Raw genomic sequence first — 25653 nt, forward strand, 5'->3', positions numbered from 1 at the left:
GTTAAGTTCGTACATGCAGTTTCGAATTCTATGAAAAATAAAAAGATATAGGGACGATGGTTAATTGCTACATAAATATTGCAAGCTTAATTAAAATCAGCAAAAAAGCTGACACCCTTTTAATACAGGTGCCAGCTTTAGCAAACAAAAATTACTTGCGGCGCTTGAGCGCAATACCGACGGCTGCTGCACCAAGCACGACTGCAATGATCGACAGAACGAGTGCGGTCGTTTGTGCAGCAGAGCTGGCAGCGGCAGGTGCGGCTTCGGTAGCATTGTTCGAAGCGGGTGCCGGGCTGCTGCTATCCTTAGCTGTGTCTGTGCTTGCATCGCCTGCGGCTGCACCAGCCGAATCATGACCATGATCTGCGGAAGGTGCGGCAGCTTCGGAGGCGGCATCTGCCGTGATTTTTGTAATGGAATGCGGATTGTTGCTTCCTTCATCGCCTGTCCATTCCACGATACTTCCGTCACTGTAATATTGGAAAGCATTCCATGCGGCTTCCGTATTCCGATCTGCATTTTGTGCTACGAAGCTGAAACGCATGTATTGACCCGCCTGAATGCCATCTTCGTCGGTCGTCCAGGTAACGGTGGTTACTTTGCCGGAGCTGTCTTTCTCGGTTGCTACCTTCCAATCTGGTACAGGCTCATACTGTTTGAAAACGACCTCTTTCGGGATTTTTAAAGCCACTTTGGTGGTTGGAATGTTTTTCTCTACAGGCACTTTCAACGTGTATGTCTCCCAAGCATTAGGCTGTGAAACGGAAGGCTTGACCGTCACGTGGGCACTGGCCATACCCGCAAAAAGTAAAGCACCTGCTGCAATCAGACCCAACGAGGTCGCAAGCCTGGAAAATCTGGATTTTACCATTTGAATTCTTGTATTCATATAAATAAGCTCCTTTAGTTTGAAAGATTTGTAATTACGTGCCCTAGGTTATTTTATGGGGCTGACATGCAGAGTAAATTCGGCGTCAACTGCATCCAAGGATGCGGTCAGAGCATGTACCTGTACCGCCCACGTTCCTCCAGCGGTCAGCAGCTCTTGAGTAAGGAATGGTTGCTGCTGCCGCTGCCGCACAGGGAGTACAAATTCCTGTCGGGATTTGTCAGGGGCATCCGGAACGAGTGTCAGTGTGACCTGCTGGATTCCCTGTACGGTGGCTCCTTTGGCATCCCGCACGGTTACCTTAAATTCATTGCTGCCCACGGTATTCGGGCTAACCGCCAGCGTGACGTTATATTTGCCTGCGGTGCGAGTTTCCTCAAACGGTACCGCAGGTGCCTGACCAGGCGAAAGGTGGGTGAGCACCGCCGCCAACAGCAGCACGAGCAGGCCGATGGATAGCTCGATGCGCAAGCCCCCGGCGGCACGCTTGGCTGCCGCCGCTTGCCGTGCGCTGCGAAATTGGCTGGCCGCGAAGGCCAGCATGACCAGCAGCAGCGCTGCTTTTCCAAGCAGAACGAGTCCGTAGGACGTGTTCAGCAGCATGTATGGAGCCGGGACGTACAGCACGGCTCCATACATGCCGGTGGCGAGCAGCGCCGCCACCATGGCAATGCCCCAGCCGGCAAAGCGGCGCAGGGCCGCTTGCCGCAGAGCTGCCCGCTCGGACACAGGCAGCTCTGGACTGGCAGCAGGCAGGCACAACGCCATGACGGCGAGTGAGCCGATCCAGAAGGCTGCCGCGGCCAGGTGGACGAAGTCCGCTGCGATGGCTGGAGTCGGATGGGTAGCCGCCGCCGGATGGCCTATAAAGGCCTTGGACAGCATGAGGCCTAGCGTCAGGACGACGGAGCCGTAGCCCCAGAGACGGCGCTGGCGGTTGGAAATGCTGTGATCCAGCGTATAAATCAGCGCTACGCTCAGTATCAGCACGAGAATCATCTGGATAAACCAGATTTGTCCCGCCCCCGTGAACTGGAGGGCTTCTCCAAGAATCGGGAACGAAAAGCCCTGCCCGATCGAAACCCCGGCATCCCAGGATGCCTGAAGCGGCAGACTGATCAGGATGGCGACAGACGTGATGCCGTAGCCGCTCCATAGCAGTGCGGACCAGCGTGGTAACGTGATGCCGGTCTGTTGATCATGCTTTTGATGCTCACTTGCGTACTTGCTTTGATCCGTTCCTGGCAGGATGAACAGCCGAAAACAGAGCGCTCCCAAAAGCAACGACAGTCCTATATACAGCAGCCAGCGGATAGCAATTAGGTCAAGCCGCGATGCTCCCGAGCCTTCGGATGTGATGGCAGCGGGGTCCGTATACGCATGGGAACCGTTGCCGACCTGGAATGGAATCACTCCGTTGATCGGATGTCCGTCCGCGGATAAAGCTCTCCAATTGACGGTATAAATTCCATTTTTCATCCCCGGAATCAGTTTGATTTCCATCGTGTTTTCATACTCCGGATGGAGCTGCGCTTTTCCTGTATCGACCCGTTTTCCTGTTTCATCGGTCACTTTCATCGACATAAAAGCGGATTGCAAATTCTCATTGAAGGTGATTTTTACCTGTGAAGGCGGCTTGTCCAAAACCTGATTTTCGGTCGGACTGGATTCAACGATAAATGCATGGGCCCATGATAAGTGAGGAAACAGTAAAAGTAACGGTAGACATAGCAGCAGAAGACAAGCCGCGCGGGCTGGTCTGGACAGGTGCAACATGCCCGTGGATTCACCTTCTCTCGATTACTTGAAGCGAGGATGTCCCAAAGTACGACATCTCATACGGTCAAGCCTAAATTCATATCTTAATCATAGTGCATGTGGCAGAAATAGATGGAGCGAATTATGACATTTATATGAAATTTGAAATAAATAGTATTTTGCATGTGCTATCCATATGAAAACCCCTACCGATGTAGAAATCTGGACGATTTTAACAACGGTAGGGGTGATGGGCAACCTTATGTGGAATTAGTGGTCTGCTTCTATAGAATCCATGAAAGCAGGCTGCTTATGCTGGACATGGCGGATAAAAATAGCCGTTAGCTCCGGATCGAATTGGCTACCCGAGCAGGCCCGCAGCTCTTCGATGGCCTCCTCGAACGTTTTGGTGGGTTGGTAGGGACGCTCAGTGGTCATGGCATCGAAGGAGTCAATAATCGTCAGCATCCGGCACAGCCGGGGGATTTGCTCACCCTTAAAGCCGAACGGATAGCCACCCCCGTCATAGCGTTCATGGTGTAGCTCCACAAAAGGAACCAAGTCTGCGAATCGTTCGTTGGCCTCGATAATTCGTTTGCCCCACATGACATGTGCTTTCACCATCGTCCATTCCTCACAGGACAGCTTTTCTTTTTTATTGATAATATTCCAAGGAATTTCCAGTTTTCCAATGTCATGAATGAGAGCACCCAATATAAACCGCCGTTTATCCTCCGGGCCGAGCTGAAGCACCTCGCTCATATCTGCTGCATATCTGAATACCCGTTTGGAATGTTTGAAGGTATTAATATCCTTGTACAAAAACAGATTAAGCTGCTGTTCAATATCACGAATATCCTGTCCCAGATCGACTTCACGTTCCAGTTCATTTAAACTGCCATGTGTGTGAACGATATTTTTCCCCTGCTTCTTGGCGTAGTACAGTGCTTTATCTGCCAGATCAACCAGCTGTGATTTGTCGTAGATGTCAATGCGGCTTTGTGCAATGCCTGCGGAGAAGGACAAGCAGCCGTGTGGGAAAATTTCCACGCCCTCGTAGCGGGAATCATTCAGTCTTTTTCGGATGGCATTGACCGTTTCGTAGGCTTGCTCGGCGGTATGGTCAGGCATAAGCAACGTAAATTCTTCTCCACCATAGCGGGAGACGATAATATTGGAGCCGGAGGTTTCCTTTTTGAGAATCTCTCCGAGGAATCCCAACAGCTGATCGCCTTTCAGGTGACCGAAGTGATCGTTGTACTTTTTGAAATCATCAATATCAATCAGGGCAAGGCTGAGAGGCGTATTCTGGGATCTGGCTATATTCAGCTCGGTTTCGAGTGCATTTTCAAAATAACTGTGATTGTACAGCCCTGTTCTGCGGTCCATGTTGGCTTTTTCTTCAATTTCCCGGTACATCGTAAACAACTGCTTGAATGCGTGGGATAGCAGCATACTTAGTGCAAGGAACAGCAGAAGCCCCAAAATACCGTTATGATAAATCAGTGTGGTCAGTACGAGAGACAGGATGAGTGTGCATAAGTAAACAAGCAGGGATTCAGCGAGAAAAGCCTTTTTGAGCTCATGAAGAGAGCCTTTGTAAGCAATATAAAAGTAGAGACCCAATGTAATGGTATTCACCGTAAAGTAGCAGAACAGTGCCAGCAGGTAGGAAGTAAAATGCTCATCGTTCAAGCCTCCCTGCGTTCCGCCGCTAAGCTCAAAGACGACAGACGACAGGAAAATGGAGAGCGCATAGATGGAAAAATTGGCGGCATGCTTCCACCAGGAAAGTTCTCTATACCGGATTGCGGCAATGAGTACATTGAACAATAAAACGAGCATAGCGATTTCAGTGCCATGTACAAAAATACAAGCGAGATACACGGAGGAATCCATCGACTGCTTGTTACTGGCTGGCGGCAGCTGGAAGGTAAAATGCTCCAAAATCAGAACTGCCCCCAGCAGGGAGTAGATCGTGACCCACTCTGTAGACGAGTAATGCATAAAGGACCAATGGTTCGTATACAAGAGGACGACTAAGCCTGCCGTACATACGAGAAAAACGTATAATCCCGTCGCGCTAACCCGTTCTTGCAGCTTTTTTATTATACTCATTATTTCATTCTCCTGCCTTGTCGTATCTTGATGTCAAAGCTACCAGGGGGTAAATGGGTAATTTACAATTTTGTAATCGAATATTTCACATGAAAAAACAGGCCGGAATCCAGCCTGTTTTGTTGAGCCTGTGCTTCCCTCTTCCTTATCAGTGATTAGCCTCCGATTTTGTAACCGGAAGTCAAAGCGATTACGACAGAAGCGACGATAATAGCGTTGATAATCACACGGGAATATTTCAAATTTTTCATAGGTTTCACTCCCTTCCTTGGAATAAGGCGCACACTAGGCGTGGCGAGGATGGGTTTTTTGCTGAGAGGTCTTCTTTTTGTTCACGACCATGACGCTTTGAATAAACAGAAACATCCCAAAGTTCATGATGACATCTCCAATACTGATCACCTGCGTACGGGGATAGGGCTTGGAGAGTGGAATAATATCACCCAAAAATGATAAACGCGTACCCGCATCCATCATGTAATGCTTCGATATAACGCTTCCAGATTTAAGCATTTCCGTATAATAAGGGCCTAGCACTTCAGAAGCGCTCAACGAGACTGGCATCCTGCCGCCATTGACCGCCATGACGACAAAATTCAACAGAACTCCGATTAAAATAAGCTTGAATCCCTTGTGGTGCCTGTTCAGCCAGAGAAAAATCAATCCAACCGCATAGATGCCCATAAACAGATACCCGTTGATGGACGCAAGCCAGGCCCATTTTTCCTGAGCATAAAAAATAATGAACTGCACCAGCAGTAGCACAGGGAACATCCAGCCAGCTATGAGGCGAATTTGGCTAAAGCGGATTAACCCCTGCTGCCAGCCTCCTCTGAACAGTCCTACAATGAGACCAAGCAGCACTCCATCATAGACCATAGTTATTCTCCAGCTTTCGCAAATTTTTTGTTTTGGTTAAGGTATAATTCGACCTTAAATTGGTAAATTCCTGCCTGATATGTAGCAGTTTCGAAAAAAATTGCGGATTAGCGTGTAAATGATCGAACCAGGATAAAATGAATGTTATCATGATGTAATTGAAGTGATATTTTATATTTTCAGAAAAGGATGATTGTTATTATGAATCGGTTTGCCCATACAGTAATGGTTGCCGCAGATATGACCAAATCCCGGATTTTATGGATTGCCTTTGTTCTGGGAGCGTTGAGCGCTTTCGGACCCTTGTCCATAGATATGTATTTGCCATCATTGCCTACATTAGCCAACAATTTGCATACGACGACTTCTCTGGCCCAGCTCAGTCTGACCGCCTGTTTGTTGGGGCTGGCAGTCGGGCAGCTCGTTGCTGGGCCGCTGAGTGATGTAAGAGGACGTAGAGGTCCGCTGGTCGTATCGCTTGTCCTGTACGCCGCTGCTTCACTGTTATGCGTGTTTGCGCCGAATATCGGCGTGCTGATCGGGCTGCGCTTTATTCAGGGGCTTACCGGGTCTGCGGGGATCGTCATCTCCAGAGCCGTTGCGCGTGATCTATATTCGGGCAAAGAGCTGACGCGCTTCTTTTCGCTGCTCATGCTGGTGAACGGTGTGGCTCCGATTGCTGCTCCTGTGCTGGGCGGTGTAATTTTGAATTTTGTATCCTGGCGCGGTGTGTTCATGGTGCTTTGCGTAGTCGGTGTGGCTATGTTAATTGCCGTTGTGTTGGGGCTTCCGGAAACACTGCCTGTCAGCCGCCGTTCATCGGGTGGTTTGAAGCAGACGCTTCGTACACTCGGTCATCTTTTTACGGATCGGCGCTTTATGGGATATGCCTTCTCGCAGGCGCTCATTACAGGAGCCATGTTTGCGTACATCGCTGGCTCGCCGTTCGTGCTTCAGGATATTTTCGGGGTTTCACCTCAGACATACAGTATTATTTTCGCGGTGAATGGTTTGGGGATTGTACTGTTTTCTCAATTGACCGGGAGGCTTGTGGGCCGTTTCAGCGAACGGCAGCTGCTCTTATCGGGTTTGGTGATTGCGGCTGTAGCCGGAATTAGCTTGCTTACTGTAGCTTTTACCGGAGGTCAACTGTTTGCTATTCTAGTTCCGCTATTCTTTGTTGTTTCCTGCGTCGGGATCGTGAGTACCACCACCACTTCATTGGCAATGCAAAGCCAGCAGCGCTCCGCAGGCAGTGCGTCCGCTATGCTCGGCTTGCTGCCTCTGTTGCTTGGCTCCATCGCTTCGCCGCTGGTGGGCTTGGGCAGTGGAACAACCCCCATACCGATGGCTATCGTCATCGCTATAGCGGAAGTTGGTGCGTTGTTAAGCTTTATGGTACTTGCCCGAGGAAGTGCGCGCGAAGGTCTGAAATAAGGCAAACAGGGGACATTTTTCTGGAAGGTTGACATACCCCATAGGGGTATATTATGCTAGAAGCATATTACAAATGCATGGATGCATATACACAACACAGGAGGCTAATGTATGGCTGAAGAGCAACCTGTTTCCAACGCTGAAGTCCATGAGGCTCATTGCGGAACAGAAGGGGAAAAGACCGTCAGAAAAAGTCATCACTCGGCAGAATTCAAGAACAGTCTTACATCCCGATTGAACCGTATTGAAGGTCAGGTTCGGGGAATCAAGGGCTTGATCGAGAAGGATACCTATTGTGACGATGTGCTGAACCAGATTGCGGCTGTCCAGTCCGCCCTGAATGGTGTCGGCAAGCTGCTGCTGGAAGGGCATATGAAAAGCTGTGTCATTGAGCGCATGCAGGCCGGAGAGCCGGAAGTGATTGATGAGCTGCTGGTTACGGTCAAGAAGCTGATCCGTTAAGAGCAATATCCATACACATGAATCGGGTACACGAAGTATCCAGGAGGAGGAAACACAATGGCACAAGTAACATTGAACGTAGAGGGCATGAGCTGCAATCATTGCGTGAAAGCAGTAGAAGGAGCCTTGGAGAAAGTCGGCGCTTCCGGCAAGGTCAGTCTTGAAGCGAAACAAGTGGCTGTAGAATACGACGAGTCCAAGCTGAACGTGGAAGCGTTGAAAACCGCAATTGAAGACCAAGGCTATGACGTCGTTTAAGATTGAAGAAATGGGTACATGAACATGTTTTACAAGGAAAAGCTTCCATATAGGAGCTTTTTCTTTTGATCACAAATATACCCCATAGGGGTATATGGAGGAGGGGTATCATGGAAAACCGTGTGACGGATGGTGACAAGCAGACAACGCTTCATATTACAGGGATGTCCTGTGCTGCCTGCGCAGCCCGGATTGAAAAGGGGCTGAATCGAATAGACGGCGTGGCGCAGGCTAATGTAAATCTGACCATGGAGCAGGCATCGATTTCGTATGATCCAAAGCAGGTGGATATTCCTGATTTTCGCGATAAAATTGCTTCACTTGGTTTTGGAACTGTGAGTGAGGAAGCCAATCTGAATGTGACAGGCATGACATGCGCAGCCTGCGCAACCCGTATTGAGAAGGGGCTTAATCGGATGCCGGGTGTGACAGGAGCTACGGTGAATTTGGCGATGGAAACAGCTCATGTGGAATATGCGGCGGGGAGTATTGCAGTCAATGATCTGGTGAGCAAGATTGAACAGCTTGGCTATGGAGCCATTCCACAAAGTGCCGAAGATAACATTGCAGATGTGCGCAGCAAGGATATGAATCGTAAAAAGTGGAAGTGGATCGTCTCGGCGGTGCTGTCGCTTCCGCTGTTGTGGGCGATGGTGGCTCATTTCTCCTTTACCTCATGGATTTATGTGCCTGGCTTATTTCTGAATCCGTGGTTCCAGCTTGTGCTGGCTACACCGATCCAGTTTATCATTGGATGGCAGTTTTACGTGGGAGCGTATAAGGCGCTGCGCAATGGCGGCTCCAATATGGATGTACTGGTTGCTCTGGGCACGTCTTCCGCCTATTTTTACAGCTTGTATCTCACCCTGCGTCCGTCTACCGTGATGGACAGCATGGGAGGTATGGCAGGGATGCCTGTCATGAAAATGCCTGAGCTGTACTATGAGACAAGCGCGGTGCTGATTACGCTTATTCTCGTCGGTAAATGGTTCGAAGCAGTAGCCAAGGGCCGTTCGTCCGAGGCGATTAAGAGTCTCATGAGTCTCCAGGCGACGACGGCGCGTGTGGTACGTAATGGGCAAGAGCTTGATATACCGATTGAGCAGGTTCGTGTGAAGGACATTTTTATTGTACGTCCCGGCGAGAAAATCCCTGTCGATGGTGTGGTTGTGGACGGACGCTCGGCAGTGGATGAATCTATGCTGAGTGGCGAAAGTCTTCCGGTGGAAAAAGAAGCGGGTTCTGTGGTCACAGGAGCTACGCTCAATAAAAACGGTGTACTTCGTATCCAGGCTGAGCGTGTGGGGGGCGATACGGCATTGGCCCGTATTATTAAGGTCGTGGAGGATGCGCAAAATTCCAAGGCACCGATTCAGCGGATCGCTGATCAAATATCAGGAATTTTTGTCCCAATCGTTGTAGCTATAGCGGCAATGGCCTTTATCGTCTGGTTTTTCCTTGTAACTCCAGCAGATTTTGCAGGCTCCCTGGAGAAAATGATTGCAGTTCTCGTCATTGCATGTCCTTGTGCGCTCGGATTGGCTACGCCAACGTCTATTATGGCGGGTTCGGGACGTGCCGCAGAGTATGGCATTCTGTTCAAGGGCGGCGAGCATCTGGAAATGACCCGCTCCATCAACGCGGTGGTACTGGATAAGACGGGTACGGTTACGAACGGCAAGCCGGTGCTGACGGATGTTATGGTCGGAGAAGGAAGCTTGAGTGAAACGGATCTGCTGCGGTTGTTGGCTGCGGCGGAAAAAAGCTCGGAGCATCCACTGGCGGAAGCCATTGTAAGAGGGATTACGGATCGCGGCATTGAGCTAGCAGAGCCAACGGATTTTGAAAATATTCCGGGCTATGGCGTGATGGCTCATGTGGAAGGCAAGCAGGTACTGGCAGGTACCCGTCGATTGATGAGCAGGGAAGGCATCGCGATAGCTGACTCTGCCGAGCAGCATATGCATGAGCTGGAGAACGCGGGCAAAACAGCCATGCTGATTGTAGTGGACGGTTCCTATGCCGGACTGGTAGCCGTGGCAGATACGATCAAGGAAACGTCACGGGAGGCGGTTGCCCGTCTGCGTGCGATGAACATTGAGGTTATCATGATTACGGGTGACAATGAACGGACCGCGCGGGCAGTTGCTGCCGAGGCCGGAATTGAGCGGGTGCTGGCTGAGGTGCTGCCGGAGGGCAAGGCTGAAGAAGTAAAACGGCTTCAGGAGCAGGGACTGATCGTAGCCATGGTGGGCGATGGTATTAATGACGCGCCCGCGCTGGCTACCGCTAATATCGGGATGGCGATGGGGACGGGTACGGATGTGGCGATGGAGGCTGCGGATATCACGCTTATGCGCGGCAACCTGAACAGCATTCCCGATGCGATCGAAATGAGCCGCCGTACGATGACGAATATCCGGCAAAATCTGTTTTGGGCGTTAGGTTATAACGTAATCGGCATTCCGATTGCTGCCTTGGGCTTCCTTGCCCCGTGGCTGGCGGGAGCAGCTATGGCATTTAGCTCTGTTTCGGTGGTGTTGAATGCCCTGCGTCTCCAACGGGTGAAACTGTAGATAAAATCAAGGGCTGTCCTTAGGGCAGCCCTTTTTTTAAAATTCAAACCCCAAGTAACGGTTCTTTGATAGAATGGAATTACACGATTCAAAGAGGAGGATAAACTATTCTTCTAAAGGTTTTTATATTGTATGAGTATTCAGTCAATAATAGGAATATAATTAAGTATTAGCAAGATGGGGAGGAGCGATAATTTTGAATCATATAAATGATTTATATATTGAAAATTTTCGTGGAATTAAAGATTTAGAACTGAAGAATTTGAGTCAGTTCAATCTTTTAGTGGGGAAGAATAATGTGGGTAAGACTTCCATTTTAGAAAGTATTGAATTAATAACAAGTCCAGGGGATATATTTCAGCTTATTGCTACTTCTAAAGGGAGAGATAGAACATTTTCAATATTATCTCGGAAACTATCGACAGTAGACTCTGTTCTATGGACTTTCCCAGTTGCCTTTTACGGGGCTGTTAATGAGTTAGTCAGGGAACGTATTAATTTAGGAGCGAAATTAGAATCGGGATTTATAGAATGTAATATTGAATGTCATGAAACATCTGTTATGGATTTAACGAATAGTGTGAAACAACAGGAGAACATTGGAGAAGTAGAAGAAGAACGAGCAGTTGAAATCATGTTTAGAACTAAAGTACTCAATGATGAAGTAGAGCAAAAGTATTTGATTACCGATTCACAAAGAGTTATGCGAAGAGATCGGAAAAATGTTATTTTCAAGACAAATCTGGTATCTCCCGTGGATCACCGTGTATTGCCTATCTCAGCAAAAGCGATTTCAGCAACTATTATGACGGGAAATAAAAATAGTATTATTAACTTACTACAAGATTTTGATGAAAATATTGAGGGAATAGAGATATTAGATCCTAATGGCAACAGATCTACTCCTTATTTTAAGCATAGGACGATGGGATATGTTCCGATTACGGTCTATGGTGATGGTGTGCGGAGAATTTTAACTATTGCAACCGCTATATTACAGTCTAAAAACGGTGTGTTGTTAATAGATGAAGTTGAAACTGCCATACATTCCAAACTATTTAAAAAGTTCTTTGATTGGCTTGTCAGCAATTGTAAAGATTTTAATGTACAGCTATTTGTAACAACTCATAGTTTAGAAGCCCTTGATGCGATATTGTCAGCAGATACAAAAAATTTAAACGAGCTTACTACCTATAGATTAGAGAAACTTTTGTCAGATAGCAGAACATATTCAAAAAGGTTTATAGGTGAGGATATGTACTCATTGAGATATGAGCTGGGTCAGGATGTGAGGTAAGCAAATGGAATATGCATATTTGGTTGTCGAAGGTCCTCACGATGTTGAAGTAGTGGGGAAAGTCTTGAAATCGAATGGTTTTAAAAGAGTTCAACAACTTTCTAAATTAGACGAGTACTGACTAGATATAATACCAAAGAACTTTCCTCCTGAAGGCGATTTACTAAAAAGAGTTTCTATTCCAGTTTTCTTTCAGAGCAACAACTTGTCAGTCGCTGTACACTCTGCCGGAGGAATAACCAAAATAGCTAAAGTGCTGAGGTTAACTTTGTTAAATATTTTGCGGAAGGAAAATGGTTTTTTAAGTGCAGTTGGCGTTCTGATTGACGCGGATGATGAAGAAGCCAAGATAAGTTGTCAAAATATCATTCAGACTTTAGGAGATGACGACTTAGCGTTTTCGAATATAGGATATCCAGGTGAGATTATAGAAAATATCCCTCGTATAGGAATACATGTTTTCCCTAATAATAGAGATAAAGGCACATTGGAGGATGCATTAATTCAGTGTGCTGAAGTTGTGTATCCAGAGATTTTAAAAGGTGCCTTAAACTATGTGAATAATATCGATGACCAGTATAGACATAATTGGGGAGTAACAGACGAGGCAAAAGTTGTAGTTGGTTGCATAGCTAATATTTTAAAACCAGGAAAAGCAAATCAAGTCTCTATACAAGACAATGATTGGATTTCCTCAAGCACATTGGTCCTGATACCAGTCAAAGAAATTACTGACTTTTTGAAAAACTTACTAAGGTACTGAGTGAATGTAGAAAGAACTTTGACTCATATAGATATTTATAAGATTTGGGCAGCGACATTATTAGAATACAAATAGACCATTTTTTTAGCAAGTAAACAAGGATTAACCTCCTGAGTGCTTGCTTTTTTGTTATGTTCAGCCCTTTTTCATAGAATCCTTCCTTGCTAAATGGCTTATAGTTGCTTATCATTCCCGAAAGTTTCATAATACTTGTAGTAATGCCATGCAAACATGCAAAACCTCTTCGTATACGCACAGCTTGACACAGATAAAAAGCTTATATTATGGATTAGGAGTGAAGCAGTCATGAATGATACGATTTCCTTGTTGATGAATCATCGGTCTGTACGAAAATTCAAGTCAGATGCCGTTACCGACGAGCAGCTCGCAGCTATTGTGGCAGCAGGCCAGATGGCTTCCTCGTCCAGCAATGTACAGGCTTATACCGTCATTGCCGTTACAGAGCCTTCTTTGAAAACAAAACTGGCTGAGTTGGCAGGTGGTCAGGCTTACGTTGAGCAATGCCCGGCGTTCCTTGTGTGGTGTGCAGATTTGTACCGCTTGAAGCAGGTCACGGTTCATCATCAACCGGGCAAGTCCTCCTATGAAGGTTCCGTCGAAAATTACACGGTTGCGACCATTGATGCCGCGTTAGCTGCACAGAATGCAGCCGTGGCCGCCGAATCACTCGGTTTGGGCATGGTCTACATCGGGGGCATCCGTACAAAAATAGCCGAGGTATCCGAGCTGTTGGGATTGCCTGAGCTGGTATATCCGGTGTTCGGCATGTGTATTGGTGTACCGGATCAGGAAGGGAGCTTACGTCCACGTCTTCCGCTGTCCGGTGTTTTGCATATGAACGGCTACGACAAAAATCAGACGATGAAAGCTGTGGATCTGTATGATCACACATCGGCTGAATATTTGAAGGAACGCACAGGTGGCCAGCGGTCTACTCCATGGTCAGAGCAAATGGCAGCAAGACTGACCGAGCCTGCACGTTTGCAGATGAAGTCTTTTTTGGAGCAAAAGGGATTTTTGAAGCAATAAAGGTCGGGTAAGCGATAAAAATAACGCAGCAACATATAAATGGCATGAGCCATAGGTATGTTTGAAAAATACAAAGAATCTCCTTTTGCGCATGATGAAGTCCGCGTAATAGGAGGTTCTTTGTTTTTGTTGTAAGCTGGCTTGTATATCTTTTCAGGGAATAGCTGATATGGCTTTATAAATTAGACAATGCGTAAAAGCGTCTCGTATTGTCATAAAATAATTGCCGAACGACAGTTTCATTTTGACCTGTCAGCCTGCTATACGCCCGAATGACTTCGGCGGTCGTGCATGGATGGGTCTGTTGTCCGGAAAAAGGCCCCTCAAAGGGCCAAGGGCCGTCCGTTTCCGCCATCACCTGCCCGGATGGATACTGTATTGCCAAGCCTCGGATTTCATCCTCATACAAGAGATCCGGTGTGAAGGAGACATAATAGCCGTTACGGGCCATGCGTTCGGTCGTGGCGGGAGAGCCTTTAAACCAATGGAAATGCGCCTGCGTAACGCCGTGGCGTTCCAGTAAGTCGCAGGCAATGTCCGCGTCCTCATAGACGGCATGCAGTACAATCGGCTTGTTATGTTTTCCCGCAAATCGGACAAAACGTTCCAGCAGTTCTATGTAAGGAGCAAGGTCAAAGGAAACGGCTCTCTCCAAGGCTTCCAGCCGATTATAGTAGGGCAAGCCGACCTCACCTATGGCGACCATATGCTCTGCATGCTTGTCCATCCAGTTGAATAACAGATCGAGCTCAGCTTGCGATGGAAGAGGCTGTTCGGGATGAAAGCCAAAGGCGGGTCGTACCAGCCCGGGAAAACGCTCAGATAAGCACAAATTGGCCCGGCTGGAGGCGAGATGCATGGACACGGCTATGACGGCTTCGACGCTGCTATCTGCAAGCGAAGCGAGCAATAGCTCTTGCTGCTCGGACGGATAGCCATCCACATGAATGTGCGCGTCGATTAGAGGCGCCGGTACTGGCGTCGTCGTTGGCGCTGCCGTGTCCAGTTTCTTATTCTTCGAGTCATTCATAACGGCTTGCCCCATTACCTGAAGCATCCTCACGGACGCCTCCAGTGTTGTCCATGTCGCCTTCCAGTCTGTACTTTTCCTCGCGCATCCAGCCTGTCATTTTCCGCTTCCATTCGATAAAGCGCGGGTCGATGGTGATTTCTTCCCTGCGAGGGCGAGGGAAGGGAACGTCTACGATGTGTATCACCGAAGCAGGTCGCGCCGACAGTACATAGATACGGTCGGAGAGCAGCAACGCTTCCTCAATGCTGTGGGTAATAAACAGCACAGAGCGGCGGTTCTTCTCCCACATCCGCAGGAGCCATTGTTGCATGTCTCCGCGCGTCAGCGCGTCCAGTGCGCTGAACGGCTCATCCAGTAGCATCAGCTCTTGCGGACTGAGTAGCGCGCGCAGGAAAGCCGCCCGTTGCTGCATGCCGCCAGAGAGCGTATGCGGATACGCCTTAGCGAATGGGCCAAGCCCAACCTGCTCCAGCCATTGCAGGGCTTCCTTACGGCGTTCGCGTTCGCTGCTGTGCCGAGGCTGCGCTGTTGTATCTTTACGCCGCGCATTTTCCTGCCCGAGCAGCACGTTGTCCAGCGTGGTACGCCACGGGAAAAGCGCGGGCTGCTGGGGCATATAGCTGATATGCCCGCGTTCGCCGGTCACGTCCTGTCCGTGCATACGGATGTGCCCCTGCTGGGGCTTGAGCAGCCCGCCGATGATGTGAAACAGTGTGCTTTTGCCGCTGCCGGACGGGCCGATCAGGGAGACGAATTCCCCAGGTCGAACGCTCAAGGATACATCCTGCAATACAGGCAGCGGGCTTCGCTTTTCCCGGAAGGCCAGGCTAATACCGTCCAGTTCCAAGGCTGGAGAAGTGGAAGAATGCTCCTGCGGTTCCACGGCTCGTTGGACTCGTTTTTCATCAGCCATATTTTGCGGTGATAAGTTAGTAGGATGCAGACTCATACATGCCACGTCCTTTCTTTGGTATCCTTTGATTCCACTTGGAAGCTATTCCTGGTCGGGTTTCCAACGTACCAGCCATTTTTCCAGCAGTAGAATAGCTACGAACATTAACAAACTAAGTGTAACAATAATGCCAATGGCGGCAAAAATCAGATCCGTGCGGTAGGCCGACTTTTGCAGGTTCATATAATATCCAATTCCTTCACTGGCGCCGATCCATTCCGCAATGATCGCGCCCATTACGCTGTATGTGGCGGCAATCTTGATGCCCGAAAATACTTGTGGCAGGGAATGCGGCAGCTCCAGCTTCATGAAAATAGTCATGCGGCCTGCGCCCGACATGCGCATATAGCTCATCATCGTGCGGTCCGTCCTCGTCAGCCCGTCCATGGCCGCTACAGCCACAGGAAAAAAGCAGACCAGTGTAATCACCATCAGCTTGGGCAACACGCCAAAACCAAACCACACCATCAGCAACGGGCCGAGAGCGATGGTCGGAATGTTTTGACTAAGAATGAGCAGCGGATACAGAGCCGATTTGAGAAAAGGGATGGTATGAAGAACAATGGCAATCGATAATCCCGTTGCTGTGCCGATCGTAAATCCCGCCAGCGTTAAGCGAACGGTAGCCCAAGTATGGGCGCCAAGCAGCGCCGACTGGGCCATTCCTTCCTGCACGATTAGGGACGGAGCTGGCAGTAGCCAGGATTCAACATGTAAATAGGAAACCGCTCCCTGCCAGGCGGCTAAAAAGAAGAGGACCGCCACAAGGGGCGGCCATACGCTTTTCCACCAAGAAGCGTTTTTGCCTTTCGGATTCATGGGCGATATTTCTCGGTCAGCTTATCCATGCTGATGCCCTGCGGGTTATGTGCGATTTTGATTTGTGAAATGATGCTTGGACTGCCTGCTTCTGTCAGTGCCTCGTGCATTTCTTTAACCACCTTTAGCAGCTCGTCCAGCTCGCCTTCCATGGTCGTATCCAATGGGTTCACCTGATGTTTGACACCGGAGCGCTGAATAACTTCAATTGCCTTATCTACATATGCGTAAGAGTCCTCGTTATTGGGGGTTTTAGGAATTACTTGAATACTGAGCAGTGTGTTAGCCATGTGAATTCACCTGTCCTTTATTTGGAGTGTTTTTAGGGAAATATGGTGGTTTAAGGGGGGGAGACCGCTTCGCTTCTTCAGATTCAAATGTAACGCTACGCTGCCAACCGCCTTAAAAGCACCATATTTTTGGGTTTTATTGGTGTGGCATTTTTATAAAAGCGAAACAAGCATAAGAACGAAGTAGGCGGAATGGTGCTTTACAAGCGAAGCACCATCCGACTGCGTAGTGGCGCAAAGGCTACTTTTAAGCTCGATTTACAAGATCAGCGCTTGGGCAGGAAGTCGTTGGTGAAGGCTTTATTGACTTCCAAAGGCTTGCTGAGCAGCTTGCGCTCGTACATCCAGTCCGAGTAGTTTTTCCAGACCTCCGTTTTTTGTACGCCCCATTGGGCGGCATCGTCCTGATAACGCGGGCTTAGCCATTTTTGGCTGGCGAGTACCAGCTTTTTATCCAGTTCCGGAACCGCTTTGGTCAAGATGTCTGCGGCTTCTTCCGGGTGAGCGATGGTATATTCATAGCCTTGGGCGGTCGCGTCCATGAAGGACTTGACCAGCTCGGGATCATTTTTAATGGTCTGTTCGTTGCTCACGATGACGGGTGTATAGTAATCCAGACTTTTGGAATAATCTTTTACATACAGCATATCCAGTGGTTCACCCCGTAGTTGGGCTTCAATCCCGGTCCATGCGTAGAAAATCCAGGCAAAGTCGATATCCCGCTTCACGGCTGTAAAATAATCGGCATTGCCCATGTTAATGATCTTCACCTTGCTTACATCGCTCTTGTCTGCGTCCATGATGGATTTCATGACCGCTTCTTCTACGGGCGAACCCCAGCCGCCGTATTTTTTACCTTCAAAATCCTTCGGGCTCTTAATCCCGCGGTCAACCGGGGCTGCGAAGCCTGATGTATTATGCTGAATGACCGCAGCGATGGATACGAGCGGTACCCCTTGCGTACGAGCTTGTGTGACGCCCTCCTGATAACTGATACCAAAAGGTACAGCATTGGAAGCAACCATTTGATCGGCTCCGCCCGAACCGGGCTGAACGATCTGGACATTCAAGCCTGCTTTTTCGTAAAATCCTTTGTCCTTGGCGACATAGAGTCCCGTATGATTCGTATTTGGCGTCCAGTCGAGCACGACTTTTACATCCTGGAGTCCCTTGGTCGGGGAGGTCGCTTGGGTATTGGCGGCAGGAGCCGCACCTTGTGGCGCAGAGGAGGAGCTTCCGCCGCAGGCGGTCAGAGTCAGGGTCATGAGCAACAGGCTGATCAGCCCCAGGCTTAACATTTTCATGCGCTTCATCGTTGTTTTCTCTCCTTTTATTACCCGTAATCCGTCGGATCAGACAGCTTATGTTTCCCATTTTACAAAAATAACTTCTGCCGGACGCTATCTGTTCCAACAACAACATCATCCTCAACAAAAAAAAGCGCCCCGATGTTCCGGGACGCTTGCGCTTGTATATACCAAAGTAAGGGATGGCCCACCGTAGTAAGAAAAAGGGGGCGCATCTTGCTTAAGCATTCCTACGCTGGCATTACCCAGATCAGGTTGTAAGGGTCAGTGTCTTGGGACACACTCTCAGCCGGCCGATTCCAGCACCCCTGGCATTGTATAGTCAAATGGGTTATTCATTCGGGTTTACTACGACGATTATATGCCTAGAAGGCGGGTCTGTCCAGCATGGGGGAAGAAGTGACGGTTCATTTGCCGCACGTCAGGGTACACTTTTATTGTGAGCTTTGTTCTGAAAATGACTATGATCCTTCGGTTCAAGGCATGGCATTCACAGGAATTCTAATTTGCGAAAAGGAGTTGTTGTACCGTGGGTAAAACGGAAACATTGGATCGCAGCCAACTGGAACAAGCCATTGTAAAGGCTTTGGATAACAACAAATTTTGCTCGTTGGGTACGGTGGAGGGCGGCAAGCCGAAGGTACGCTATATGGCTCTTTTTAACGAAGGGCTGAACATTCATCTCGCGACAGATCGCAAAACACATAAGGTGGAAGAGCTGAAGGATAATCCAAACGCTTATCTGCTGCTGGGCTATGAGGTTGGCGGTACGAAGGAAGTCGTGGAGGTTGAGGCTACTGTCCGGGTAACAGCTGACGAGGAACTCCGTAAACAAGTGTGGAATGATTCGCTAAAGGAATGGTTTTCTGGCCCAGATGACCCCGATTATGTCATTCTGGATGTGAATCCGACTCGTATTGAGTATATGGGTAAGCAAAACGGACGTCAGGTTTGGGAGAAATAGAACGGTTAGAATATGAGGAAACCAGCAATTCTCCGAGTTATTTGGGAGGTTTGCTGGTTTTTTAAGTTTACGGAAAATTAATTATTTTTTCATAAATAAATGGAGTAAATGACTACTCATTTGTCCGTCATTGGATTAAAATAGGAATGGTGGGTTCAAAGCTTACATATATGTGCAAAAGCATGTGTATGACGCCTACACCTTAATGAGGAGGGATATATTTTGATATTTCATAAAAAATGCTTTAGAGGGCTTACAGCAGTAGTTGTAGCCTGTAGCATGCTGGTGTTTTCGGCCGCTCCGTCCTGGGCTGCCAGCGAATCCAAGGATAGCGGTACAGTGAATTTGCGCATCATGGAAACAACAGATATTCATGCGGCCTTGATGAATTACGATTACTATGCGGACAGGGAAACGAATGAATATGGCTTGATTAACACAGCTGGACTGATTCAGCAGGCGCGCAGTGAAACAAGAAACAGCCTGTTGTTCGATAACGGCGACTTGTTGCAGGGCAATCCACTAGGTGATTATATGGCCAGAAGCAAAGCCTTCGAGAAAGAGGGCGGAGTCCATCCGGTCTACAAGATGATGAACTTGATGGGCTATGATGCGGCTACGGTGGGGAATCACGAATTTAACTATGGTCTCGACTTTCTGGAAAGATCACTCAAGGGAGCCGATTTCCCTTACGTAAATGCGAACGTGTATTACGATGATGGGGGCCAAGGAACTAAAAATTATTTTACCCCTTATCGGATTCTTGATAAAGAAGTGACGGATGAAAAGGGTCAAATTCATCCACTCAGAGTGGGCGTGATTGGCTTGGTAACGCCCCAAATTACGCAGTGGGATGAAGGCAATTTGAAGGGGAAGGTCGTTACCAAGGATATTGTGGAAACGGCGAAAAAGTTTATTCCTCAAATGAAAACCGAGGGTGCTGACATTATTATTGTGCTGGCACACACAGGTTATGAGGATGTACCACAAACTCCGATGATGGAAAATGCCGTTAAATATTTGAGCAAGGTGGACGGAATTAACGCTATTCTGTTTGGACATGCGCATAAATCCTTCCCCGGCCCTGATTTTAAAGAAATGAGTGGTGTAGACCTGGATAAAGGAACGATTAATGGTGTACCAGCTGTGGAAGCTTCCTCATGGGGCAAGGAACTGGGCATTATTGACCTGAGCCTGGAAAAGAAAAACCGCGTGTGGAATGTAACCAACTCTCAGTCGGAAGTACGTCCGGTTGTGAATACCAAAAATCAGACTGCGCAGATCAAACCCGAATTCAAACTGACAGATGCGATCAATGAAGAGCATACAGGAACGCTGGATTATGTTCGTCAACCAGTAGGAACCACGACCGCACCGATTAACAGTTATTTTGCATTAGTTCAGGATGATCCATCCATTCAGATCGTGACGAATGCACAAAAATGGTATGTACAAAACCATCTTAAAGGGACCGAATACGAAAATCTTCCCGTATTGTCGGCTGGCGCTCCATTCAAGGCTGGTGGTCGAAACGGTGCTGAGTATTACACCAACATTCCTGAAGGCACGATAGCCATTAAAAACGTGTCCGATCTGTACGTGTACCCGAACACAGTTCAAGCCGTAGAAGTTACCGGTGCTGAAATTCAGGAATGGCTGGAGTGGTCTGCTGGCCAGTTCAACCCTATCGATCCAAAGAAAACCGATGAACAATCGCTGATTAACAAAGATTTCCCTACCTACAATTTTGATGTCATTGACGGTGTAAAGTACCAGATTGATGTGACTCAGCCTGCACGATATGATGCGAAGGGAACCGTTATTAATCCTTCTGCTCATCGTATCAAGGATTTACAATACAACGGGAAAGCAATTGATCCTGCACAGAAATTTATCGTAGCGACCAACAACTATCGTGCTTCCTCATCCAAACTGGCGAATCCGGATGGCAAACGTATTGTGATGGCAGCACCGGACGAAAGCCGCCAAGTCGTTATTGATTACATCCGTACGAACGGAACGATTAATCCGGCTGCGGACGGCAACTGGTCTATTGCTCCTTTCGGTGAGGCTAAGGTTACCTTCGAATCCTCGCCTGATGCAAAAGACGTACTTGCCGGAAACCAGAAAATCTCATTCCTTGGCAGTGCGGCTGATGGCTTTGCCAAATATAGTCTTAAAGCTGGCGCGAAGCCCAATGCAGCAACAACTCCTGTAAAGGAAACAGTCACTTCAGCGAAAGCAACAGCGAAGCCAGCCGTAAAAGCGACCAAACCTGCGGTAGCTCAACCAGCTAAAACCACCAAACCAAAGGCTTCCAAATAAGTCTGGGTTTCTGGTCCATTTAAATTCAAAATGAAGCAGCAAGTCTCCGTAGCCGAGAGACTTGCTGCTTTTTGGTTCCACGTATAACGGCACTTGAATTTATAATTGGTGCAAAAGACTTTATTTTTTGTTAAAACACGTATTTATATAGTTCTTTTGTTCTAGTTATTTGTGATATAATGGTGAAAAAATCGGAAAATTGTTCCGAGGAGGACCATTATGACTTGCAGCAATTGCAGCATCATATTACCTATTAAGGACCAGGGATTGCTGAAAATCAGGCATTCGAGGGTGTCGCTTACTCAAGTGCTGGGTAACTTGGGTTTGCTGTCGGAACAAAGGAAACAGGAACAAGGGCGCGAGGACGGCATTACGTTGCGTTATGACAGTCCTGCGGAGCTGGAGCAGTTGATGGATAGGCTTGCTTTTCTGCCGAAGGAATGGTTGTTACATATGGAGGTCGTGGTGGCCGGATCGTTTTCTGTCGAAGGATATGAGGACTGGCTTCCATTCAGTCAACTGCAAGCACGAATCAAGCATCCAGATGTCATGAATGTTATTGTGGATCAAAGCTTTTCCAGCCATATGCAGCCTATTATTGACCACAAGCTGGACATTATCGGGTTTGAATTTTTGTTGCGTCCGTCACATCCACAGAGATCCTTTCAGCCTTTTCGGCTGTTTGAAACCGCACGTGAAGCCGGATTACACGCACATCTGGATCGGTCGGCCCGTATTTCTGCGATTGAAAAAAGTGCAACATGCCTTCCTGCGGGAATCAAACGTTTTATTAACTTTCTTCCTTCCACCATTTATAATCCGACCTACTGTTTGAATCAAACCTTTGAGACGATTGATCGGTTGTCCATGAATACGGAGGATTTTGTATTTGAAGTTGTAGAGACGGAAGAAATAAATGATCTGAATTTTTTAAATCATATTTTTGAGCAATATCGTAAGCGTGGAATTTCGGTGGCATTGGATGACGTGGGAGCGGGTTATTCTACGACAGAGCTGATGAATCGGCTCCAGCCGGATTATGTGAAAATTGACCGGAGTTTAATTAATGGCTGCTACCGTAACAGCGACCAGCAACGACAAATTACGGGGATCGTGGAATCGGCTTTTCATTTTGGCGGGCAAGTACTGGCTGAAGGAGTCGAGCAGATGGAAGATTTTGAGTTTTGTCGTGAAGCAGGAGTATCGCTGGCTCAGGGTTATTTGTTTGGCAAGCCGGAGTCGAGTCCGCCCTCCAATTTTATGCTTAATAGCGTAATGTAGTCAGATACAAATATAAACCGTATTAGACAGTGCTTATATCACCATTAATGTAAAAAACGCGAGTTGCAGAGGTTTTTTCACCCCTGCAACTCGCGTTTTTTGGTCTATGCTTGCCTACCTGAGCAAGTAATGGGCAAGCGAAAGCTATCAGTAAAGATTGACGTTTTGAAGACAATCGGATACAGTGTATTTTATAGGAAACATCGTTTCTTTTAAAGTACAATGTATCCATGGTGAGTAAAAAGTTAAAAATTGCAGGGAGGATAACCAAAATGAAAGCAGTGCAACTGAAAAACGGTTTTGGCTTTGAAGAATTAGCCTTGCGTAACTCGACATACTCGTAGGGACGGACTGTGAACATGGTCGGGTTCTTACCGGGCTTGACCATTTCTCGCCATCGTTTACATCCTGTCATCGACCGGGTATTCCCGCTCAGCCAAATCGGCGAAGCCTTCGCACTTTATAGCTGAAGGAAAGCATTATTTCGGTAAAATCGTCGTTCAAATCTAAATATTATTCACATCACTTAGGAGGCACTCTAATGCCCAGTAAACCTGATTTGTCTGTCAAAGATTCTCAAGGAAGAAAAAATAAGAAGCCGCGTAGATGGGTACGAAGAACCGGATTGTCGCTGCTGGTGGTCATCCTTCTGGGAGTGGTTACTTTTATGCTCATCCCTTCCCCTGTCCAACCTGCAAAATGGCTTGCACCTTCACCCCCCTCTTTTGAAGAAGCGGGGCCATGGCAACAAAACAATAAACTTAGCTCCGCAGAGCTTGTTACAGATGCCCCTAAGTTTCCGGAATTTATCACTTTTGATAAGAAAGGAAATTTATATACGGGAGACTCCGACGGGAAAATTTATAAGGTTGCCTTTGATACAAAGGGCAATCCGCAAAAGGCCCAGCTATATGCAGATACCAAAGGGACGCCCAATGGACTTATGTTTGACGCAAGCGGAAATCTGATTGTTACGGATGTTAAGAAGGGGCTGCTGTCAGTAGATCCTTCCGGAAACGTGACGGTGTTGGCCGATCAAGTCGACGGCACACCGATCTATTTGGCCAATGAGCTGGATATTGCCAAAGACGGCACTATTTATTTTTCTGACACCTCCAATTATGGCAGTGTAGTTTTCAAAGAAATCGCCGAGAACAAGCCACATGGACGTTTGCTAAAATATGATCCGGCGACCAAGCAGACGACAGTTCTGTTGGAAGGCCTATATTTTGCGAACGGGGTTGCCCTGTCTGCGGACGAAGATTTTGTGCTTGTGGCAGAGTCGTATCACTATCAATTGACCAGATACTGGCTCAAAGGACCGAAAAAGGGGACTTCGGATATTTTTGCGGATAATCTCGCCGGTTTTCCGGATAACATTACGCGTGATGATCAAGGCCATTTCTGGGTCGGTCTCTTCACAACACGTATTCCCTTTGTAGATCAGATGCATAAAAGTCCTTGGCTAGCTGGAATGATGGCCAAATTGCCTCAATCGCTGCTCAGCGGTGCAAGCGCACCTGTGAAGCATGGGCTTGCTTTGGAGCTTCATCCACAGGGTAAACTCATCGGAAGCTGGCATGATCCTGAAGGCTCGCTTTATGGCATAACCACGGCTGTAAACCATGACGGATATTTATATATAGGCACAGCTCCTGGAGGCAGTCAGGGTGTTCATCGCGTGCTTTTAACCAAATAAGCTTGGGAGGGTTAAACATGATATTGGATGAGTTGAAATTATCCTGGAAAGCGAAGGAAAGCCTGGCGGGCTGCCCTTTATGCACTGGAGCAGCCGGAGCATGTCAACATTCCGGAGTTGACCATTATGCCTTCGAGGCAGGTCCAGCGGTTCAAATAGAGCGGTATGTATTCTGCTAATCCAAAAAGCGCAAGTTACAGGGGGAAAATAACCCTTGGACTCGCGCTTTTTTTTACACTAATGACGAAGCGTACACTGTCCAATAAATTTTAAAACTGTATAGCTATAGTGTGATGACGTACAGGCCCAACGGCGTGGTTGCACTGCCTGCAATCATAAAACTTAGAGAATAGCTGGACTTGCCGGGGGGCACGCTGATATCAGCCAATCGACATACCTTGGTATTATCTCGTAGCAGAGGGATACCATATACATGATCATCCACACGCACAGACCCGGCGAACGCTCCCCCACGCGGATTGGCGTAGATGCGGACCGTACGTTTCTCGTGACCGTCGTTGACGATGGGAATCGTAGCGTTATATATGACACCGAATTGTCCACGATTATCAAGCCCAGGGCTTAGCTCGCTGCGAGCCCCAGTAAATAGTAGATCGGCGGGAGTCTCACCGTTCAATTTTTTGGTGGCACATGCTCGGTAGTTAGCGCTTTGCCCGACCACGTACTCCGGCATCCGCGCGTTTGTTTCGGAAAAGGACCATGTACCGCGCGGATGCGCCTGCGGCGGCGGTACGGGTGGTAGCGGCTCCGCATGAATCTCGCGCAGGTCGGTCTGTATATCCTTGCTGACCACGGTGCGGATTACATAGTTCAACGTACCGTGGCCTTCGGCATATTCCACAGTGAGATCATAGGTGAATCCGGCCAGCGATCCTTCTGGCAGCTCGAATTCTTCCAGCAGCGCTGTACCTTTGCCTAATTTATGACGGTCTACCGGCTTCAATCGCTTCATCGTACCCGCCACACAGCTTTTGGCAATAGACTGCCCGACATCCATAATCCAGTTACCATCCTCAGGTGCGATCTCTAAAGCCCGCTCGATATGACGTACCTCCAGCGCAGCATCGCTTTTGTTCTCTACGGTGATGCCCAGTTTGACGGGGGCGCCAATTTTGTTGTAATGCCAGCCGAAAATGCGATGCTTGACCGTCCGGGTTGTTGTGCGTACTACGTCATGCCACAGGGTGGCTTGCCGTACAGGTACAGTCACGGAGGTGAGCGTCTCCGGGTTATCGCTAAGCATCAGGCGGCGCTTTCCCCCTTCGGTGGCTGATTCCACATCCACATTGATATTTGGCGGGATCACAGCCGACTCCACAATCAGATCCTTTGTCTCTTTGGGGCGATGGTTCATGTGAGTTCCTCCTTTGATTTAGAGAATGGGACCGCTTCTGGCTCATGGATATGGGCGGTTCATATATATAGATAACGCCAGAGTAACTTTTACAACCTGTTTTTTTAAAAAAAAATTC

General features: G+C 48.0%; 22 protein-coding genes and 1 riboswitch. Of the genes, 12 read left to right on the forward strand and 10 right to left on the reverse strand.

The annotated features are described in order from the left end of the window. Positions 1-151: 151 nt before the first annotated feature. The 4 genes from ACIFQM_RS16315 to ACIFQM_RS16330 all read right to left on the reverse strand — a co-directional run bounded on the left by ACIFQM_RS16315 (position 152) and on the right by ACIFQM_RS16330 (position 5647). Complete coding sequence (locus tag ACIFQM_RS16315) at positions 152-892, reverse strand: YcnI family protein (protein ID WP_430041305.1); 741 nt, start codon at positions 890-892, stop codon at positions 152-154. Between the two features lie 48 nt (positions 893-940). Then, entirely contained in the window at positions 941-2668 is a 1728-nt protein-coding gene (locus ACIFQM_RS16320) for a copper resistance CopC/CopD family protein (RefSeq protein WP_430041306.1), read from the reverse strand. Between the two features lie 252 nt (positions 2669-2920). Then, the gene (locus tag ACIFQM_RS16325) at positions 2921-4768 is read right to left on the reverse strand and encodes a bifunctional diguanylate cyclase/phosphohydrolase (RefSeq protein WP_430065778.1); all 1848 of its coding nucleotides are present in this window, start codon (positions 4766-4768) and stop codon (positions 2921-2923) included. A 285-nt stretch (positions 4769-5053) separates the two neighbouring features. Beyond that, entirely contained in the window at positions 5054-5647 is a 594-nt protein-coding gene (locus tag ACIFQM_RS16330; RefSeq protein ID WP_430041309.1) for a DUF5317 domain-containing protein, read from the reverse strand. A 201-nt stretch (positions 5648-5848) separates the two neighbouring features. On the opposite strand from ACIFQM_RS16330, the gene ACIFQM_RS16335 reads away from it, so the two are divergent. From ACIFQM_RS16335 to nfsA, 7 genes are all read left to right on the forward strand, one after another. Further along, entirely contained in the window at positions 5849-7084 is a 1236-nt protein-coding gene (locus tag ACIFQM_RS16335) for a multidrug effflux MFS transporter (RefSeq protein WP_430065780.1), read from the forward strand. Between the two features lie 111 nt (positions 7085-7195). Continuing rightward, positions 7196-7546: a metal-sensitive transcriptional regulator gene (locus ACIFQM_RS16340; protein WP_283654317.1), complete on the forward strand. Its 351-nt coding sequence runs from the start codon at positions 7196-7198 to the stop codon at positions 7544-7546. 57 nt (positions 7547-7603) lie between these two features. Beyond that, entirely contained in the window at positions 7604-7804 is a 201-nt protein-coding gene (locus ACIFQM_RS16345) for a copper ion binding protein (protein WP_025683234.1), read from the forward strand. A gap of 110 nt (positions 7805-7914) precedes the next feature. Next, complete coding sequence (locus ACIFQM_RS16350; RefSeq protein WP_430041312.1) at positions 7915-10380, forward strand: heavy metal translocating P-type ATPase; 2466 nt, start codon at positions 7915-7917, stop codon at positions 10378-10380. A gap of 196 nt (positions 10381-10576) precedes the next feature. Continuing rightward, positions 10577-11677, forward strand: coding sequence for an AAA family ATPase (locus tag ACIFQM_RS16355; RefSeq protein WP_430041313.1), 1101 nt, complete (start codon positions 10577-10579; stop codon positions 11675-11677). A gap of 178 nt (positions 11678-11855) precedes the next feature. Beyond that, the gene (locus tag ACIFQM_RS16360; RefSeq protein WP_430041387.1) at positions 11856-12440 is read left to right on the forward strand and encodes a DUF3226 domain-containing protein; all 585 of its coding nucleotides are present in this window, start codon (positions 11856-11858) and stop codon (positions 12438-12440) included. A 306-nt stretch (positions 12441-12746) separates the two neighbouring features. Continuing rightward, positions 12747-13490, forward strand: a complete 744-nt coding sequence (gene nfsA, locus ACIFQM_RS16365) for an oxygen-insensitive NADPH nitroreductase (protein ID WP_430041314.1) — start codon at positions 12747-12749, stop codon at positions 13488-13490. A 175-nt stretch (positions 13491-13665) separates the two neighbouring features. On the opposite strand, the gene ACIFQM_RS16370 is transcribed toward nfsA, so the two are convergent. The 5 genes from ACIFQM_RS16370 to ACIFQM_RS16390 form a co-directional block, all read right to left on the reverse strand. Beyond that, on the reverse strand, positions 13666-14520 hold the full coding sequence (locus tag ACIFQM_RS16370) for a TatD family hydrolase (RefSeq protein WP_430065782.1): 855 nt from the start codon (positions 14518-14520) through the stop codon (positions 13666-13668). Next, the gene (locus ACIFQM_RS16375; RefSeq protein ID WP_430041316.1) at positions 14513-15472 is read right to left on the reverse strand and encodes an ABC transporter ATP-binding protein; all 960 of its coding nucleotides are present in this window, start codon (positions 15470-15472) and stop codon (positions 14513-14515) included. The genes ACIFQM_RS16370 and ACIFQM_RS16375 overlap by 8 nt, the downstream gene beginning before the upstream one ends. 45 nt (positions 15473-15517) lie before the next feature. Continuing rightward, entirely contained in the window at positions 15518-16294 is a 777-nt protein-coding gene (locus tag ACIFQM_RS16380; protein ID WP_430048287.1) for an ABC transporter permease, read from the reverse strand. Then, on the reverse strand, positions 16291-16584 hold the full coding sequence (locus tag ACIFQM_RS16385; RefSeq protein WP_014279449.1) for an MTH1187 family thiamine-binding protein: 294 nt from the start codon (positions 16582-16584) through the stop codon (positions 16291-16293). The genes ACIFQM_RS16380 and ACIFQM_RS16385 overlap by 4 nt, the downstream gene beginning before the upstream one ends. Positions 16585-16850: 266 nt before the next feature. Next, entirely contained in the window at positions 16851-17897 is a 1047-nt protein-coding gene (locus ACIFQM_RS16390; RefSeq protein ID WP_430041319.1) for an ABC transporter substrate-binding protein, read from the reverse strand. Positions 17898-18101: 204 nt separating this feature from the next. Continuing rightward, positions 18102-18211: riboswitch (TPP riboswitch) on the reverse strand. A 209-nt stretch (positions 18212-18420) separates the two neighbouring features. Between ACIFQM_RS16390 and ACIFQM_RS16395 the strand changes: the two genes are divergently transcribed. From ACIFQM_RS16395 to ACIFQM_RS16415, 5 genes are all read left to right on the forward strand, one after another. Further along, positions 18421-18855, forward strand: a complete 435-nt coding sequence (locus ACIFQM_RS16395; protein ID WP_430041321.1) for a pyridoxamine 5'-phosphate oxidase family protein — start codon at positions 18421-18423, stop codon at positions 18853-18855. Between the two features lie 279 nt (positions 18856-19134). Next, entirely contained in the window at positions 19135-21180 is a 2046-nt protein-coding gene (locus tag ACIFQM_RS16400) for a bifunctional 2',3'-cyclic-nucleotide 2'-phosphodiesterase/3'-nucleotidase (protein ID WP_430041391.1), read from the forward strand. Between the two features lie 219 nt (positions 21181-21399). Beyond that, positions 21400-22461: an EAL domain-containing protein gene (locus tag ACIFQM_RS16405; RefSeq protein WP_430041322.1), complete on the forward strand. Its 1062-nt coding sequence runs from the start codon at positions 21400-21402 to the stop codon at positions 22459-22461. Positions 22462-23002: 541 nt separating this feature from the next. After that, entirely contained in the window at positions 23003-24160 is a 1158-nt protein-coding gene (locus tag ACIFQM_RS16410; RefSeq protein WP_430041323.1) for an SMP-30/gluconolactonase/LRE family protein, read from the forward strand. Positions 24161-24177: 17 nt separating this feature from the next. Continuing rightward, positions 24178-24339 (forward strand): hypothetical protein, encoded by a 162-nt coding sequence (locus ACIFQM_RS16415; protein ID WP_430041324.1) that lies wholly within the window; start codon positions 24178-24180, stop codon positions 24337-24339. Positions 24340-24443: 104 nt separating this feature from the next. Here the strand turns inward: ACIFQM_RS16415 and ACIFQM_RS16420 are convergent, their stop codons facing one another. Continuing rightward, a complete protein-coding gene (locus ACIFQM_RS16420; RefSeq protein ID WP_430041326.1) occupies positions 24444-25535 on the reverse strand; it encodes a hypothetical protein in 1092 nt (363 codons plus the stop codon). Positions 25536-25653 lie beyond the last annotated feature (118 nt).

This window comes from Paenibacillus sp. NRS-1782 (assembly GCF_050467685.1).
GTDB lineage: Bacteria > Bacillota > Bacilli > Paenibacillales > Paenibacillaceae > Paenibacillus > Paenibacillus terrae_A.